Here is a 17,196-nt window from a genome sequence, read left to right on the forward strand (position 1 = left end):
GTGCCTACTGCTTGGCGCTGCCGGTGGTGGCCTGCACGTCGATCGTGATCCGCTCCGACATGACCGGCTTGTTGTGCGGGATGTGGCTCCAGTCGCCGAGCACGAGCTGCAAGGTGTGCTTGCCCGGCGTGAGATTGACCGAGGCTTCGGTCTGGCCCTTGCCGAAATGCACGTGGCCGGCATCGACCGGGATCGCCTCGTTGAGCGAGTCGCCCTCGAGCGCGGGCGCGTCGATCAGCAGGTGGTGGTGGCCGGTGTTGGGGGCCTCGGTGCCGGACGGGGCAACGCCCATGCCGGACAGGCCGAAGCGGATCAGGACCGGCGAGGAGACGGTGTCGCCGTCCTTCAGGTTGATGAAGTAGGCCTTGGCGTTGTCGGGGGCGGGCGTTTCGCCCGCCAAGACGAGGCTGGCGGTTGCAAGGGTGGCGGCGGACAGCGTGAGGGCGAGTGCGAGGCTCAGTCGGCGCATCCTGGGAAATCCTTATCTCTGCGAAGGCGGCAAATCTTTAAAGGCGATGGCACAACTCAGGATGGGCAGGGCGACCAGAGGGAAGCCTGTCCGCATCTTGCAGTGCGGTCAAACAGTAGATCAGCAGGTTTGGCGAGGCCGCGAACAAATTGCGGCGTTCGCGTGGAGTTTATAGCGCTTGCGTGTTTGTGATGCGACGGCTGGTCGCGGCGATCGGTTCAAATCTTAACGACGTCGGAAAGCAGCCATTAGGTGCAATCGGCTACGGTCGCGGGCTCACGCCGCCGTTCAGCCGGTCATTTCAATCCGATGCATTTGAGGTCCAAGATGTCCCCGTCCTTGATCGAAACCGCCAATCTCGCCGTCGACCTGGCGCCCGCTCCGATCGAGCCGTCCTGGATCATCGAGGGCAGTCCGACCACGACCTCCTGCACCATCGCGCGCAGCAGCGACGGGCTGGGCTCGACCATCGTCTGGCATTGCACCGAGGGCAAGTTCAACTGGTACTACGATTTCGACGAGACCATCCTGATCCTCGAAGGCGCGATCGTGCTGGAGAGCGATGGGCTCCCGGCGAAACGCTACGGACCGGGCGACGTGATCTTCTTCCGCGACGGCGCGCATGCCAAATGGCATGTCGAGGGCCACGTCAAGAAGCTGGCCTTCTGCCTGAAGACGCAGCCCTACCTGCTCGGCCTCGCGGTGCGCGTGATCAACAAGCTCAAGCGCATGTTCCTGACGCCGGAAGGCCGCCGCGGCACCAGCCTCGCGGGCGCCTGAGCTCATATTGTCCTGAGCATGATCTTCTCGGAAAACCGGCCTCCACTTTTCCGGATCATGCTCTAGACCCCGTCGAGGATGATCACGGTCGGGACCTGTGGCAGCAGCTCGCGCGACATCTTCAAGCTGCGCTCGGCGCGGCGGTCGATCTCGAACTGCTGGCCGATCTTGCGCATGAACTCGTCGAGCGGCGTCGCGAAGCGGTGCATCGGCAGCACCACGGAGGCGCGCAGCCGCTTGGTGATCTCCGAGATGCCGTCGAGCGACATCGTGTAGGTGCCGTCGATCGGCACCATCACCACGTCGAGCCGGCCAATGGCGGCGAAATGCGTCTCGTCCAGCTTGACGTGCAAATGGCCGAGATGGCCGATGCACAGGCCGGCAACCTCGAAGATGAAGATCGAGTTGCCGTCCTTGATCATGTCGGCGCCGATGGAATCGCTGAAGTAGCGGCGGATGTCGGTGGTGATGTTGCGGATCAGCACGTCGCCGATCCGCTCGAAGATCTGGGCCGGCTTGCCGTCGTCGCCCCAGCCGCGCAGCACGTGTGGGATGCGCGGGTCGGGCGCCAGCGTGTAATGCGTCGAGTGCGCCCGGTTCATGGTGATCACGTCGGGCAGCCGTCCGACTTGATAAGCGCCGCTGTAGTCGGTGGCGATGCGGATGCCCATCGGCGTGTCGATGAAGTAGGTCGAGTGGCCGGCATAGGTGATCGTCACCTCGTTGCCGGCCGCCGCCGCCCGGCGCAAGCTGACAGGCGTGGCGCGCGGCGGGGCGCTGGCCATCGCCAGGCACTCGCTGGTGCGCGGCCCCGATTGCGCCACAGCGGGCGATGCGAACGCGACCAGGACGGCAAGCAGCGAGACCAGCGGGCGCAGCATGGCGGTTCCTCTTCAACAGCGCGTGTGAGTGTAGCGAGGAATCCGGATCAGAACTATCCTCGGCGCGACGTCCGGCTGGACAGGGCGGCGCAACGATGCGGGAGGATGGCATGACGGATCGGGTGTTGCAGCCGCTGCGGGAGATCGATGCAGGCGTGCTCCGCATCGCCTATGTCGAGAGCGGGCCGGCCGACGGCCCCGTCGTCATCCTGCTGCACGGCTATCCCTACGACATCCACTCCTACGTCGAGGTCGCGCCGCGCCTTGCAGCTCATGGCTGCCGCGTCATCGTCCCCTATGTGCGCGGCTATGGCCCGACGCGGTTCCGCGACGCATCGACGCCGCGCTCGGGGCAGCAGGCTGCGATTGGCGCCGACCTGATCGCGCTGATGGATGCGCTGGTGATCCAGCGCGCGGTGTTCGCCGGCTATGATTGGGGGGGCCGCGCGGCTTGCGTCGGTGCGGCGCTGTGGCCCGAGCGCTGCGCGGGCCTGGTCTCCGTGAACGGCTATCTGATCCAGGACATTGCGCGGGCATTGGAGCCGGCGCCGGTGCCGCGCGAGTTCGCGTTCTGGTATCAATGGTACTTCCAGACCGAGCGCGGCCGCGCCGGGCTTGCCGCCAACCGCGCCGAGATCGCCCGGCTGCTGTGGCAGCAATGGTCGCCGCACTGGCGCTTCGACGACGCGACCTTCGCGCGCGCAGCGGAGGCGTTCGACAATCCCGATCACGTCGACGTCGTGATCCACAGCTATCGCCATCGCTACGGGCTGGCCGATGGGGATCCGCGCTATCAGGAGCTGGAGCGGCGATTGGCGAGCCAGCCCGTCATCACCGTGCCCACGATCACGCTCGATGGCGACGCCGACGGCGTGATCCCGGCAACGGACGGTCAGGCGCATGCTGCGAAGTTCAGCAACCGGATCGGCCATCGCGTGATCGCGCGGGCCGGCCACAATTTGCCGCAGGAAGAGCCGGCGGCGTTCGCCGCCGCCGTGATGGAGGTGCTGCGCTGAACGCTTCAGGTTCGTGCCGGCCTCAGCTTCCAGGCTGCGAGCAAGAGGCCCGCGGTCATCAGGCCGCAGACGATGGCTGCCTCGGGCAGCGCGAGCGCCAGTGCCGCGGTCGCCGCCCAGCCGATCGAGGAGAACGCCTCGGCAAAGGTCGCCAGCCGCGACGAGGTCTGGCGGCGGCGGAACTGGCTGCGCCGCGCCTGGATCCGGAACCAGAGCTGGATGGCCGTGGAGGAGACGGTCGCGACCAGAACGGCAACGGCCGTGATCACCGCCTGCGCCGGCGCGACCCAGCCGAGCGCGAGCACGAGAGGCGCGAAGATCACCGCGATCGTGATCAGCACGACCTCGACCTTGGCGCGCACGATGCGCGTCGCCGGCAGCGGCGCCGTCGCCACCAGTTCGGGCGCGTCCTCGCCGGAGATGGTGAGCCAGGCGAGGCCGCCCGCGAGCTGGCCCGCCGCCATCACGACGACCGGCGTGATCAGGAACACCGCCTGCGAGCTGTCGGAGTAGCTGCGCCACAGCAGCAGCGCCGGAGGCACCAGATAGAGCAGTTGCATCAGCGTCTGCGAGATCAGCCAGGGATCGCGCCGCAGCAGCATGAACTCCTTGCGCCGCAGCGCCTGCTGCCGCGAGCCGCCCCGAAACGACCTGACGCGTGCGCCGGCGCGGCTGGAGATGCCCTGGGCCGCGGCGCTGATCGCGGTGTCGGCGAAGCGCGGCGAGAACACCATCATGACGACGCCGAGCAACAGCAGGCCCGCGGCCAGCAGGATCAGCAGCGCCTGGCCGTCGCCGAGCGCCGCGCGGGCCGGCAGCCAAAGGATGCTGTCGGGATCGGGCGCGATGGCGGCTGCGGCATCCGAGGTGAGCACGGCGAAGCGCGACAGCGTGCCGTAGGACACGATCGCGGCGATCTGCAGCACGATGACGAAGCCGGCGCCGATCACGGCGGCCAGGATCTGGGCGACCAGCCGCGTTCGCGCCGGGCCAATCAGGCGGAACAGGACGATCGTGATCGCAATGGCGATCGCCGCCGCCGACAGGCCGACGGCCGCGACCACGACGAACGCCGCGAGCCAGCGTGCGCCGCCCTCGATCAGCAGCACGTCGACGAAGGGCGTCGCGAGCAGCAGCGCCATGCTGGTCACGGAGAGCGCGATCGCCGCGATCCGAACGGAGAAGATCTCGGCCAACCGCACCGGCGACGACATGATGAGATCGAGGTCGGCGCGCGCGTAGAACACGCGGGTGACGGATTCGATCGCCTGCGACAGCATCAGCGCCCAGGACAGCATGATGGTCGCGGTGATGACGATCAGCGCGGTCTTGTCGAGCGGCAGCTCGAGATCGGCGTAGCGACCGACCACGACCCAGGCCGGCAGATGCATGAGGGCGCCGAACAGCACGAGACCGATGACGGCGGCCCGCGTGCGGCGGCGCCTGCCGGCCGTGATCATGCCGAGCCATTCCCGCCAGGCGAGCCTGAGCTCGTGACGGGCGAACCAGGCGAGCGTCGCCGCCCGCGTCATGCCGCGGACTCGACGTCGACCAGCGCGATGAACAGCTCCTCCAGGCTGGTGTCGGTGCGTCCGTTCTGCTGGCGCAGCTCGGCCAGAGTGCCTTCGGCGACGACGCGCCCGGCGGCGATCACGCCGATCCGGTCGGCCATGCGCTCGGCGACTTCGAGAATGTGCGTGGTCATGATCACCGTGCCGCCGCGGCGGACGCGATCGGCGAGCAGGCCCTTGACGTGCCGCGCCGACACCGCGTCCAGGCCCGTCAGCGGCTCGTCCAGGATGATCAGCCGCGGGTCGTGGATCAGCGCGCCGGCGAGCGCCACCTTCTGGCGCATGCCCTTGGAAAAGCCTTCGCAGCGCTCGTGCAGATGCGGCTCCAGCCCGAGCGAGGCCAGAAGTTCGGTTGCCGCGTTACTCGAGGTCGCGGGATCGATGCCCCACAGTCCGGCGACGAACTCGAGATATTCGAGCGGCGTGAGCTTGTCGTAGATCATGGGCTCGTCGGAGACCCAGGCCATCACCTGCTTGGCCGCGATCGGGTCGCGCAGCGCATCGATGCCGAATATCTCGATCCGCCCGGCATCCGGGCGCAGCAGGCCCGCGACCATGCGCAGCGTCGTCGTCTTGCCGGCGCCGTTCGGGCCGACCAGTGCATAGAATTCGCCCGAGCGCACCACGAGGTCGAGTGCATCGACCGCCGGCCGCTCGAAACACTTCGTCAATCCTCGCACGGCGAGGGCGGGGCTGCCTGGGGTCATGACGGCACTATCGCCTCGATCGGTTCGCGTCTGCAATGTGGATGCAACTCGTTGCGGCGCGGTGAACGAGCCGCCGCATCGTGTCCTTCGGTGCCGGCCGGTTCCGTCGGCACACTGTCCGCATTCCTGCCATGCTCGTCCCGCGAACTCCCGGCCACGTCTCGATTTGTGGGCGCGCGGCAACGATGCGGCGATCGTCAATGGTTCACGGAAGCCGTCCCCTCAGGCGACAGCGCCCGGACCTCCGCCATCAGGGGCAAGGCCTGATACCGGGAGATTCCTGTCTCGTCGATCACGAACAACGGCCGCACCTGCCGCGCATCGCTGTCCTGGATCATCGCCATGCGCTGATTGTCGAGCATGAGCCAATGCCCGTCGAGGCGCGCCGCCGCGACGGCATGATCCTCGCCCCGGACGACATCGTGCAGGATCACGATCCGCAGATCGTCGGAGGCAATGCCAGCCATCCGAAGTGCGACGAACTTGGCGATCGCGTAGTCCTCGCAGTCGCCGGCACGGCGTTCGAACGTAGTGAGAGGGGAGGCCCACACGTCCACCCGGCCATATTGCGCGAGATCACTGGCCGGCCGGATGGCCAGATTGACCGCGCGATTGATCTCGCCGAGCCTGGCCCGTCCCGCGCGGATACGGCCCTGATCGATGATCGCCAGCAGGCTGAGGGCGGCGGGGGAGACGCAGCGCTCGCGGTCGCCATCGCACAGCGCAAGCTGCACGCGCTCGTCTTCGAGTTTGCGCGCGAGCGTCAACCACTTGTCGCGCAACGCGCCGGCCTCCAGGCCGACCCGCGGCAGGCCGAATGGTTCCGCCGTATCCTCGATGGCGGCTGCAAGCCCCAATGGCTGCGCGACAGGACCGGCGCTCGCTGGGCTGCCGATCCACATGGCGGCGCTGGCGGCCGCGGCCGCCAGCGATGCGCGCATCAGCGCGAGAAAATTCATGTGACGCCCCGTGCCCGGATCTCGGCCGGCGCGACGCAGCGCCTGACGGAACCGGATGCTTGTTGGGGGTCAGCATGGGTGCGGAGGCTTGGCCTCTGCTTAAAACCGGCAATCCGGCGACCAAATCGCAGGATTTACGCTGAACGTTGTGTTGCTCCGATGCGACAAATCCTAGCGAAAGCTGAGCGAGGGTCGCGAAGGTCAGGAGGGTTCGCGGTGAAGTTGTGCTTCGAACTCAGCTGCAGCTCCTGCCAAATTGATGCAATTCGCCGATTCTTGTTCTCCCACCCGCAGTCCTCCACTTGAAATCCGTTGTCAGGGGTAAGCCGGTGCGGATGTTGATGTCGGCAAAGGTATTGGATGGTTTATGAATACTTGGAATTACTTTTGTTTTCTGAAGCGATGCGAATTTTGACTTGGCAGATTTCGGCCGGCGCCAGCTTTAAAGAGGGCGAAAACTCGACAACATCGTAGCGATCCCGCGGAAGTCGCCGTTTTTGGCCACCTGAAGCACAAGCTGAAGGTGGTTCCGCCAGACACTTGCCAGTGATATGCACGCCTTGAACACTCATTCTTATGTATTCATTAACCATAGTCGGTGGCCCCGTGAATTACGCTGGCAATTCTGACGCCGCGCTTTTCTCCGAAGGCCGGGGCGCCTCTTCGCACGGTCACGTGCGGCTGGAGGCACCGCATGCCCATGCGCCGACGGACGCCATCGTCGTTCCGGACGCGCATTTTCTGTTCAATGCCGATTTCAAGCGGTCTGGTCTCGACCTGATCCTGTCGTCCGACGGACGCGAGATGGTGCTGCCGGACTATTTCAAGGGCGAGAAACGCGCGCCGCTGGCCTCGCCGGACGGCGCGCATCTGACAGGCGACCTCGTCAATGCGCTCTCCGGCGCGGTGCAGGTCAGCCAAGCCGGGGCGGCTGCGAGCGTGAGCAAGGTCATCGGCCATGTGACCAAGCTGCAGGGCACCGCGACCGTCATCCGCAACGGCGTTTCGATCCTCCTTCACAACGGCGACAACGTCGAGAAGGGCGACGTGGTCCAGTCCGGCTCGGATTCGACGCTCGGCATCACCTTCATCGACGGCACCGTGTTCGGCCTGTCGTCCAATGCGCGGATGGTGCTGAATGAAATGGTGTACGACCCCAACGGGTCGAACAATTCCTCGCTGATCAGCCTCGTTGCCGGCACGATCTCGTTCGTGGCCGGCGAGACCGCCAAGCACGGCGACATGAAGGTCGACACGCCCGTGGCGACCATGGGCATTCGCGGCACCGCCGTGCTGGTCGAGATCGACTTCACGGTGCCGGGGCAGGGCGGTCTGCCCGATGCCAAGTTCCAGGTGCTGGTCGAGCCCGATGGCCGCACCGGCTCCTACGTGCTGTTCGACAAGACGACGCTGCAGCCGATCGCTGTGGTGAATCAGGCCGGGCAGCAGATCCAGATCAGCAACGGAATCGTGAATCAGAGCGCTGTCCCGCTCACGCCGGACATCCAGAAGCTCATCAACGACGTCTTCACGCTGAAGTTCACCGACAATACCAATCCGAAGTCGACAACCCATTTCACCGACATCGGGGTGCCGCAGACGCTGACGCCGCTGACCTTGCCCAATGGCACCAGCGCGACGCCGACCTATCAGGTGACCGACAATACGGGCTCGACCCCCACGACGAGCTCGACGTCCGAGCAGCTGTCGCACATTCCGGGTGCGCCGGAGGTCAGGATTCTCGACGCCGGCGGCCGGCTGACCACGACCTTCGGTCTGGCCGAGCGGGCCGGTCAGACGGGCAACGGCGCCGACCTCGACACCGTCCTCACCCGCGTCAATTTCCTCGATGTCAATAACATCGACCGGCCGACGGTCTCGGTGAGTTTCAAGTCCTATGCGTTCAAGAGCGCGCAGCAGGCCGACGTCACGGCATCGCTGAACGCCCTGCAGTTGCAGGACGTCATGGCGACGGCCGTGAAGATCACGGTGGTGCCGGATCCGACCAACAAGAATTTCGGCTCGGCAATGCTGAGCTACAGTGTTCCCGACAACTACTTCGACTTTCTGGCCGCGGGCGAGATGCTGACGTTGACCTACGTCGTGCGCGTCGACAACAATTTCGCGCCGTCGAACGAGTTTACCGAGGTGCCGATCACGATCACGGTGACCGGCACCAACGACAAGCCCGAGATCACGGCGAACGTCCCGACCATCGCGTTCGAGGGCGGCACCAGCGTGCCCGGCGGGCCGCTCACCTCCGAGGACCCGACCTCCGGCACGCTGACGTTCAAGGATGTCGACCTCACCGACACCCATAGCGTGTCGGCCAAGCTGACCGGCGCGGTTCTTGAAGGCGGCAGCATTCCGCCGGCGCCACTGGCGCTGTTCGAGCAGGCGCTGACGGCATCCCTGGCCTCCGACAGCACCGGCAGCGGCACCGGCAAGATCAACTGGAGCTTCGCCAACCTACCGGTCTATGTCGCCGATTTCATTCCCGCGGGTCAGAAGGTGACGCTCACCTACACGGTGACCGTGACGGACTCGCATGGCGCGACGTCGACCCAGACGATCACGGTGACGATCACCGGCACCGACGATCCGGCCGTGGTCTGGATCGCCACGACCCAGCCCGGCGAAAGCAGCGGCGGCCAGGTTCATTTGTGGAGCGACGGCGCGAACTGGGCAACCGGCCTGGCTCCGACCACCGATGATGACGTCATCATCATCATCACCGATCAGCTGCACGGCCTGACGCCGGCCTTTCCGGTGACGATCGATGACGACGCCTACGCCTACGCCAAATCGGTCACGCTGAATGATTTCGGCGGCGGCGCCGTTCCGGAGCTCGACAATAACGGCACGCTGACGATCAGCGGCGCACTGACGGCAAAGGCCGACTCGCGCATCTACAACTTCTCGGGTGCGACGATCACCGTCGGCGGCTCGGCGCAGATTCTCGAGCAAAGCGAGCTGCACAATGCCGGCACCGTGCTGCTGGCTGGCGGCGGCGTCTTCGGGGCGAACGCCGGCATCGTCAACACCGGAACGATCGAGCTGTCCGGCGGTACGCTGACCGTGCACGGCGACGTTGCGAACGCCGATGAGGACAGCTCCGGTCTCATCGAGGTCGACCTCGGCGCGACGCTGACTCTGGATGGTGGCAGTATCGATGGCGGCACCATCGTCATCCAGGGCGCGCCGATCGTTCAGAACTTCGGAACGTTGGAGAGCGGCGGGGAGGCACCACAACCTGCCAACGGCCTGCTCGTTCTGAAGGGCGGAGCCGCGATCAGTGATGGCGAGCTGAAAAATTTCGGCTCGATCGAGGTCTCCGGCAGCGGCAACACCCTCTCGGACGAAGCCGTCACGAATGCCGGCCTGATCGATGTCGAGGCCGATGGTGAGCTTACGCTAAACGGCGGCACCAGTATCGATAATGCGGGTGGCAATATCACGGTCGAGGGCTCCGCGACCCTGACGCTGTCGCATGCGGATATCACTGGCGGCACGCTGACCAACGAGTCCGGCGGAACGATAGCCCTGACCGGCCACGCCACGTTGAGCGGCGGCACGCTCGACAATTTCGAGACGATCGCCGTGTCCGGCAGCGGCAATGCGTTCGAGGACGAGACGATCACGAATGCGAACGCTGCCGCGATCACCATTGCGCTGAGCGGTGCACTCTCGCTGAGCGGCACGAGTATCGCCGGCGGCGCTGTCAGCAACGAAGGGACGATCTCCGTCGACGGCGACAGCACGATCGAGGGCAGCGCCGTCGCGGGTGGTACGCTGCTGATCGGCGAGACCGGCGCGTTCGCGGAGATCACGGCCATCCTGACGGTCAAGGGCAGCGCGTCATTGACCGACGTCGATATCGCCATCGGCGACGGCTCGATGCTTCAGGTCGCTGCAGAGGAGAGCGCAACACTGATCGGCGTCAGCGTCGACAACGGCGGCACTGTCCAGGTGGACGACGGCGCGCTGCTGCTGATCGAGGACAGCACGATCACCGGCGGCGATCTCGTCAACCACGGCATCGTGCATGTCGAGACCGCGGCTGCGACCACCTTCGACAACGTTACTATCGATAACACGGACGGTCAGATCATCATCGATGAGGATGGTGAGATGCCGGTGGAATCGATCCTGGTGCTCGACGGGAGCACGACGCTCACCGGCGGCACGTTGGAAATTCGGAGCGTCGGCACGCTGGAGATCGCCGGCAACGATGTGACCCTGTCCGGAATGGACGTCTGGAATTTCGGCGTCTGCACCGTCGACCTCGGTGCGATCCTCGACCTTGCCGATACCAAGGTGAGTCATGACGGCACGCTCTACATCTACGGCACGATCTCCGCGAGCGGGCTGAGCGGCATCGGCGGAACGATCTTCAACTATGGCAAGATCGAGATCACGGCGGGCAAGTTCGAGATCGCCGGCGACGTCGAAGGCTCCGGGATCATCAAGGTCGATGCCGGCGCAACGCTGACGGTCGATGGTCACGTGGACCAGACGATCGACTTCAGCAGCGAGGGGAGCAGCGAACTCGTCATCGATGATGCCGGCTTCTCCGCCAAGATCGCCGGCCTCGGCGTCGACGACAGGATCGATCTGCAGACGATCAAGTGGAGCGAGGCGACAACGGCGTCTTACGATGCCGAGACGGGCGTGCTTACCGTCATCGACGGCCAAGGGCACAGCATTGCCCTGACGCTCGAAGGCGACTTCAGCGACTTGCATTTCGCGGGCAGCAATGACGGGCATGACGGAACGCTGATCACGCTGACGGCCGAAGACACGGCGCCTGTGATCGCGGATTCCGGCCGGCCCGGTACAATCACCGAAGCGACCGCGCAAACAGGGTCGTCCGATCAGCACAGCGTCGCCGGCAGCGTCAAGTTCACCGATGTCGACCTGACCGATCGGCCAACCGCATCGATCGGGGCGCAGAGCGTGACTTGGACTGCGGCCGATCAGCAGAAAGATTTGTCGAGTCAGCTGACGCCGGACCAGATCGCAGCGCTGGAACAGGCGCTGCACTTGAGCCAGGGCGGCAACGCCAACGATGGCAAGGTCGACTGGACTTATGCCATCACCGACGGCTCGCTCGATTTCCTCGGCGCCGGCCAGACCGTCACGGTCACCACCACGGTGACGCTCGACGACCATCAGGGCAAGAGCGCGACCTCGACGATCGTCGTCAACATCACCGGGACCAACGACCTGCCGGTCGTGACGAGCGAGGTGCAGGCGGCCGAAATCGCCGAGCGCGCGGCGATGTCCGGCTCGGATCTGCTCGACACTGTAAGCGGCGCGATCGCTTTCGAGGATGCGGACATCACCGATGCGCATGTCTTGAAGGTGACCGGCGTCGCGACCTCCGGCAACGACCACGGGCTGCCGTCGGATCTGTCCGTGCTCAAGAGCTGGCTGTCGCTCGGCTCGCTCACAGAATCCGGCAGTGGTGCGGGATCGCAGGCCTGGACCTTCGCTGCCAATGACAAGGTGTTCGACTATCTCGGTGTCGGCGAGCATGTCACGCTGACCTACACGGTCGCGATCGACGACGGTCACGGCGTCGTGGTCGATGTGCCCGTCACCATCACGGTCAACGGCGCAGAGGATGCGCCCGTCATCACAGGTGAAACGAACCCGACGGTCCAGACCGTCATCCTGGCCGAGCAGGCGAGGGTGCTCGCGAGCACCGCCAGCACCAATGCCGAGGGCCTGCCGACCGAAACGTTCGATCGCGTGTCGGCCGGCAACATCTCCGATAACGGGCGCGGCCACGGCAGCTTCTACAGCGAGGCGCTGCACGCGAGGTTCACGGCCAGCGGCAATGCGGGGATCGTGCACGGCTCCTCGCCGGTGTCGGCGGCGCCCTACATGGTCGACGGTGTGGACAAGACCAACTATCTCAGCATCGGCAGCCACGCCCAGGAGACCATCACCTTCGACAGCGTCAAGAACAGCTTCGGGCTGTATTGGGGCTCGGTCGACAGCTACAACAGCATCTCCTTCTACAACGGCAACAAGCTGGTCGCCTCCTACTCGGGCAGCGAGGTCGCGCCGCTGCTCGCCAATGGCGGGCAGACGTCGCTGGCCTCGAACGGCTATGTCGAGTTCCTCGGCCTGTCGCCGTTCAACAAGGTGGTGCTTGCCAGCAGCCAGAATGCGTTCGAGCTCGACAACGTCTCGGCGGGCTACATCCCGGATCAGCCGGTGAAATTGGCGAGCGGCATGTCCGGCACCTTGACGGTGCTCGACGGGGATGTCGGCGACACGCTGACCGCTTCGGTGGTCGAAAATGGCGTGATCAAATACAATGGCTCTTTGAGCCTGCCTTCGAATGCCCACGTCCAGGCGCTGGCCGATGCCCACGCGATCACCTTCGACAGCACGAGCTCCGGTGGCGGCTCCGATGTCCTGCACTGGACATATCATCCGGCCGACGTGAACCTGGATTTCCTCAATTCCGGCGACACGCTGACCATCACCTATCAGGCGAAGGTCAGCGACGGCCACGGCGGCACGGCGACCAAGGCACTGACCGTCACGTTGGCGGGCAATGGTGCATCGACGGTCAACGGCACGGACCAGAGCGACAATTTCGTCAATGTCGGCGGTGGCGTGACGATCTTCGGCAAGGACGGCAACGACACCTTCGTCTTCAACCCGCATTTCGGCAGCGCCACGATCGGCGATTTCGACGTCAACAAGGACATCGTCGAGATCGATCACTCGCTGTTCGCCAGCGTCGCTGCGCTCGTGGCGTCGGCGCAGTCCGCCAATGGCGGCCACGATACGATCATCACCGATGCGGCGCATGATACGCTCACCCTCAAGGGGGTGACGCTTGAGCAGTTCAAGGCGCATCACGACGGTTTTCACCTCGTCTGAGCCCGCGCGCCCGCCGCGCGATGCGGACGGCGGCGTCGCCGAGCGGAACGCGGTCGGGATAACCGGACGACTCGGATCGCCGGCTTCGGCGTGATATCGGATGCTGCATGAAACGATTGAGAGCAGTTCCTCGGTGGTTCGCGCGCAAGTTCGGTTATGCGCGCATGATCTGCCTGCTGCTGCTGATCGGCTTCGCGGCGTTGCGTGTGGCAGACCCTGCCCTGGTGCAGGAGCTGCGCGTCCGGACCTTCGATACTTTCCAGGTGCTGAGTCCGCGGATCAAGACGCTGCGGCCGGTGACCATCGTCGATATCGACGAGAAGAGTCTCGCGAATCCCAAGCTCGGTCAGTGGCCCTGGCCGCGCACGCGGATCGCCGAGATCATCGACACTCTGACCCGACTCGGCGCCGTGGTAATTGCCTTCGACGTCGTGTTTGCCGAGCCGGACCGGCTCAATCCCGGGCTCGCGGCCGAGACTTTTTCAAATCTCGACGAGCCGACGCGCGAGAAGCTGAGGATATTGCCATCCAATGACCAGGTGCTCGCCGACGCGCTGAAGCGCTCGCGCGTGGTGCTCGGCGAATCCGGTGGTCCTGAGGCTCGTGCAGGCCTCGACAAGACTTTGCCTGTGACAGGCATCGCGACGCTGGGCCACAGCCAGGATGCAACGCCATTCATGTGGAATTTTCCCGGGCTGCTGCGCAACGTCCCCGTGATCGAGCATGCGGCCGCTGGTCGCGGCCTGTTCACCATCAAACCGGAGCGCGATGGCATCATTCGCCGGGTGCCGATGATCATGCTGGCTCAGGGGGATATCATGCCTTCCCTGAGCTTCGAGATGCTGCGGGTCGCGACCCGCACGGATACGATTCGGATCAGGACTGACAAGAGTGGCATCATCGGTCTTGGTCTGGGTGCTGTACAGATTCCGACCGACGCGAATGGGCAGCTCTGGCTGCATTATGCCGAGAGTGACCCATCGATCTACGTGTCGGCCATTGACGTTCTGGAGGGTCGGGTGCCGCCGGAGAAGATCGCCGGCAAACTGGTGCTGATCGGGCCATCGGCCACCGGCCTGAACGACATCAAGACCACGCCGATTTCTCCGGCCATGCCGGGCGTCGAGGTGCATGCTCAGGTGCTCGAGAGTGCTCTGACCGGTGCGATTCTGACGCCGCCCTATTGGGGACTCCCGGCCGAGTTCTTCGGTGCGCTCCTTCTCGGCCTGCTCGTGATCGTCTTCGCGCCGCAACTCGGCGCCGTCACACTCGTGGTGGTCGGGGCGCTGTTCGCGGCCGCTCTGCTCGGGATCTCCTGGTACTTCTACACCCAGCATCGGCTGCTGATCGACTTCACCTATCCGATGCTGTCGACGACGGCGATCTATCTGACGCTGATCTTCGCGAACTTCGTCCGCGAGCAGAACCAGCGTCGGCAGATGCGCTCGGTGTTCGGGCAATATCTGTCGCCGGTGCTGGTCGAGCAGCTTGCCCAATCGCCGCCGACGCTGGGCGGCGAGGAGCGCGAGATCACGGTGATGTTCTCGGACGTGCGCGGCTTCACCACGATCTCGGAGAGCTACAAGCACGATCCGCAGGGCCTGACACAACTGATGAACCGCTTCCTTACGCCGCTGACCAACGCGATCATCGCTCGCAAGGGCTATGTCGACAAATATATGGGCGACGCCATCATGGCGTTCTGGAACGCGCCGCTCGCCGACAAGGATCATCAGATAAATGCCTGCGAAGCGGCGCTCGACATGCTCGAGCGGATCGATCAGGTGAACGGCGAACGCGAGCAGGAGGCCGAGCATGGCGGCCACGTCTATATTCCGCTCAAGGTCGGAATCGGCCTCAACACCGGCATCGGCGTGGTCGGCAACATGGGCTCCGACCTGAAGTTCAACTATTCGGCGCTTGGCGACAGCGTAAACCTCGCCTCGCGCCTGGAGGGCCAGACCAAGGAGTACGGCTTTCCGATCATCGTCGGCTCGGCGACTGCGATGGCGGTGAAGGACAAGCTCGCGATCCTCGAGCTCGACTTCATCATGGTCAAGGGCAAGAGCGAGCCGGAAGTCATCTACGCCATCACGGGCCGCGAGGACGTGATGTATTCCGAGCGCTTCCAGTTGCTCCGCAACCTCACCATCGAGATGCTGGCGAGCTATCGCAGCCGCGATTGGGAAGGGGCGCTGGCCGCGATCGAGCGCGGCCGCAAGAGCGACCAGGGACAGGACTTGGCCAAGCTTTATGATCTCTATGACGCACGCATCCGCAACTACAAGGTCAATCCGCCGCCCGAGGATTGGAACGGGGCGTACGCACTGCTGACGAAGTAGCAGGTGCTCCGTTCCCGAGTTCGCATCATGTCGCGGCGGCCTCGTTTGCCAGGTTCGGTGCCGGCGCGATGAGTATGCTCATCACTTGCAGACCACATAAGCCGAATAGGGCGGGCAACGCTTGCTGCGCTCTTCCGTGCGGGGGACGGGGCGGGGGGAATGCCGTGGCGGGAGGCTTCGCTTGGCACGCGGCAGCTTGCCCGCATCGTGCTTCGATGACGATGGGACGAAGGGGTTTCCAGGCCCATTGGATGATGTCTGGGCGTCCACCGCCGCGAGCTTGCCGATGAATGCGAGCGACAGGATGACGAGCTTGACCGAACGATAGCGCGCTCCAGTCCGCGGGACTGGTACAAGGATAGCGCAATCGAGCAGGCGTCGAGCGCATTGCGTTTGTTGCGAGGTTGCAACAGGGGGATAAGAAGCAACTTGTGTCATGTGGCGTCGATTGCATGAATCTGCGCGAACTTGTAGCATGCCTCTACTCAAGATAGAAAGAGCTGCAGAGGGGGGCATCGATGCAGTCTTCTGAGGACAGGAGTGCGGCTGGTTTGACGCAGGCCAGGCCGGCACGGGGTGCGATCAAGCGTTTCACTCTACCAGTTGCGGGCAGCCTCATCGCTGCTGTGGCTTGTGTGCTCGGGGCCGGCGCGGTGTCGGCCGCGGATCTCCCGGTCAAGGCGCCGCCTCCGCCGGTGTCGCTGTGGGAGTTCGAGGTCGGCGCCCGCTATTTCTACAGTTCGGGCCGCACCCGCTACACGTTGGGCGATCCTTTCGTCGCTGGCCAAACCAATTCTCTGCTGACCTACAAGAATCTCAACAGCCATGCCGGCGAGGGGTTCGCTAGGGCCGATCACAGTCTGGGTTTCTTCGCAAAGGGCTTTGCGGGCGGTGGCAACATCTTCAGCGGCAGGCTCAACGACGAAGACTTCCCGCCAGCCGTCATTCCGTACTCGAATACGGACAGCAGCGTGAACAGCGGCAGGCTCTGGTACGGCACGATCGACGCCGGCTACAATTTCTGGAGAGGGCCGGCGTTCAAGGTCGGCGGCTTCATCGGCTACAACCATTTCTACGAAACCGTCAACGCATACGGATGTATCCAGGTCGCGACCAATCCGTTTATCTGTGGTCTCGATCCTGTTGCGGGGGGCGTGCTGGTGCTCAGCAAGACCGAGAACTGGGATTCGCTCCGTGTCGGTTTGAACGGCGTCTTCAAGCTCGGCCAGAACTGGAACGTCACCCTCGATGGCGCCGTTCTGCCCTATGTCCGGCTGAGCGGATTCGACAATCACTGGCTGCGGCCCGACATCAATCCGCTTCCGCAATCTGGAAATGGCTGGGGCTACCAGCTCGAGGGCATTGTGTCATACGACGTGACGAGAAATTTCAGCGTCGGCGTCGGTGGCCGCTATTGGTACGCCCGGACGACCAGTGGGACCACCCAATTTCCTGGAGTCCCGGGGTCGCCCACGACCTTCAGCTACGAGCGGTACGGCGGCTTTCTCCAGGCCTCCTACAAATTTGACTCGGGCGCCTTCGGGAAATGAAATATTGGCTATCGTGCT

10 protein-coding genes are annotated in these 17,196 nt (G+C 64.6%); 5 read left to right on the forward strand and 5 right to left on the reverse strand.

Going from position 1 to position 17,196, the window contains the following annotated elements; genetic code table 11:
* Positions 1-4 precede the first annotated feature (4 nt).
* Positions 5-469: a DUF4399 domain-containing protein gene (locus tag QX132_RS30805; RefSeq protein ID WP_316163641.1), complete on the reverse strand. Its 465-nt coding sequence runs from the start codon at positions 467-469 to the stop codon at positions 5-7.
* Positions 470-796: 327 nt separating this feature from the next.
* Here QX132_RS30805 and QX132_RS30810 point away from each other — a divergent pair, with 327 nt between their 5' ends.
* Entirely contained in the window at positions 797-1,249 is a 453-nt protein-coding gene (locus QX132_RS30810; protein ID WP_316163642.1) for a cupin domain-containing protein, read from the forward strand.
* A gap of 62 nt (positions 1,250-1,311) precedes the next feature.
* Here QX132_RS30810 and QX132_RS30815 read toward each other — a convergent pair whose 3' ends face one another.
* The gene (locus QX132_RS30815; protein WP_316163643.1) at positions 1,312-2,130 is read right to left on the reverse strand and encodes an MBL fold metallo-hydrolase; all 819 of its coding nucleotides are present in this window, start codon (positions 2,128-2,130) and stop codon (positions 1,312-1,314) included.
* Positions 2,131-2,240: 110 nt separating this feature from the next.
* Here QX132_RS30815 and QX132_RS30820 point away from each other — a divergent pair, with 110 nt between their 5' ends.
* Positions 2,241-3,146: an alpha/beta hydrolase gene (locus tag QX132_RS30820; RefSeq protein ID WP_315783834.1), complete on the forward strand. Its 906-nt coding sequence runs from the start codon at positions 2,241-2,243 to the stop codon at positions 3,144-3,146.
* 5 nt (positions 3,147-3,151) lie between these two features.
* Here QX132_RS30820 and QX132_RS30825 read toward each other — a convergent pair whose 3' ends face one another.
* From QX132_RS30825 to QX132_RS30835, 3 genes are all read right to left on the reverse strand, one after another.
* Entirely contained in the window at positions 3,152-4,678 is a 1,527-nt protein-coding gene (locus QX132_RS30825; protein ID WP_316163644.1) for a permease, read from the reverse strand.
* On the reverse strand, positions 4,675-5,424 hold the full coding sequence (locus QX132_RS30830) for an ABC transporter ATP-binding protein (RefSeq protein ID WP_316163645.1): 750 nt from the start codon (positions 5,422-5,424) through the stop codon (positions 4,675-4,677). The genes QX132_RS30825 and QX132_RS30830 overlap by 4 nt, the downstream gene beginning before the upstream one ends.
* A gap of 197 nt (positions 5,425-5,621) precedes the next feature.
* Positions 5,622-6,383 carry a transglutaminase-like cysteine peptidase gene (locus QX132_RS30835; RefSeq protein WP_316163646.1) on the reverse strand — a complete coding sequence of 254 codons (762 nt, stop codon included), beginning with the start codon at positions 6,381-6,383 and terminating at the stop codon, positions 5,622-5,624.
* Positions 6,384-6,989: 606 nt separating this feature from the next.
* On the opposite strand from QX132_RS30835, the gene QX132_RS30840 reads away from it, so the two are divergent.
* The 3 genes from QX132_RS30840 to QX132_RS30850 all read left to right on the forward strand — a co-directional run bounded on the left by QX132_RS30840 (position 6,990) and on the right by QX132_RS30850 (position 17,178).
* Positions 6,990-13,286, forward strand: coding sequence for a VCBS domain-containing protein (locus QX132_RS30840; RefSeq protein WP_316163647.1), 6,297 nt, complete (start codon positions 6,990-6,992; stop codon positions 13,284-13,286).
* Positions 13,287-13,393: 107 nt separating this feature from the next.
* A complete protein-coding gene (locus QX132_RS30845) occupies positions 13,394-15,628 on the forward strand; it encodes an adenylate/guanylate cyclase domain-containing protein (protein ID WP_316163648.1) in 2,235 nt (744 codons plus the stop codon).
* A gap of 518 nt (positions 15,629-16,146) precedes the next feature.
* A complete protein-coding gene (locus QX132_RS30850) occupies positions 16,147-17,178 on the forward strand; it encodes a hypothetical protein (protein ID WP_315783821.1) in 1,032 nt (343 codons plus the stop codon).
* Positions 17,179-17,196: the final 18 nt, after the last annotated feature.

Source organism: Bradyrhizobium sp. SZCCHNRI20481, from assembly GCF_032485055.1.
Taxonomy (GTDB): domain Bacteria; phylum Pseudomonadota; class Alphaproteobacteria; order Rhizobiales; family Xanthobacteraceae; genus Bradyrhizobium.

Excerpts from the sequence above, each read along its gene's own strand:
- QX132_RS30805 (WP_316163641.1), bottom strand. The coding sequence starts at position 469 with ATGCGCCGACTGAGCCTCGCACTCGCCCTCACGCTGTCCGCCGCCACC.
- QX132_RS30820 (WP_315783834.1), top strand. The coding sequence starts at position 2,241 with ATGACGGATCGGGTGTTGCAGCCGCTGCGGGAGATCGATGCAGGCGTG.
- QX132_RS30845 (WP_316163648.1), top strand. The coding sequence starts at position 13,394 with ATGAAACGATTGAGAGCAGTTCCTCGGTGGTTCGCGCGCAAGTTCGGT.
- QX132_RS30825 (WP_316163644.1), bottom strand. The coding sequence starts at position 4,678 with ATGACGCGGGCGGCGACGCTCGCCTGGTTCGCCCGTCACGAGCTCAGG.
- QX132_RS30850 (WP_315783821.1), top strand. The coding sequence starts at position 16,147 with ATGCAGTCTTCTGAGGACAGGAGTGCGGCTGGTTTGACGCAGGCCAGG.
- QX132_RS30835 (WP_316163646.1), bottom strand. The coding sequence starts at position 6,383 with ATGAATTTTCTCGCGCTGATGCGCGCATCGCTGGCGGCCGCGGCCGCC.
- QX132_RS30810 (WP_316163642.1), top strand. The coding sequence starts at position 797 with ATGTCCCCGTCCTTGATCGAAACCGCCAATCTCGCCGTCGACCTGGCG.
- QX132_RS30815 (WP_316163643.1), bottom strand. The coding sequence starts at position 2,130 with ATGCTGCGCCCGCTGGTCTCGCTGCTTGCCGTCCTGGTCGCGTTCGCA.
- QX132_RS30830 (WP_316163645.1), bottom strand. The coding sequence starts at position 5,424 with ATGACCCCAGGCAGCCCCGCCCTCGCCGTGCGAGGATTGACGAAGTGT.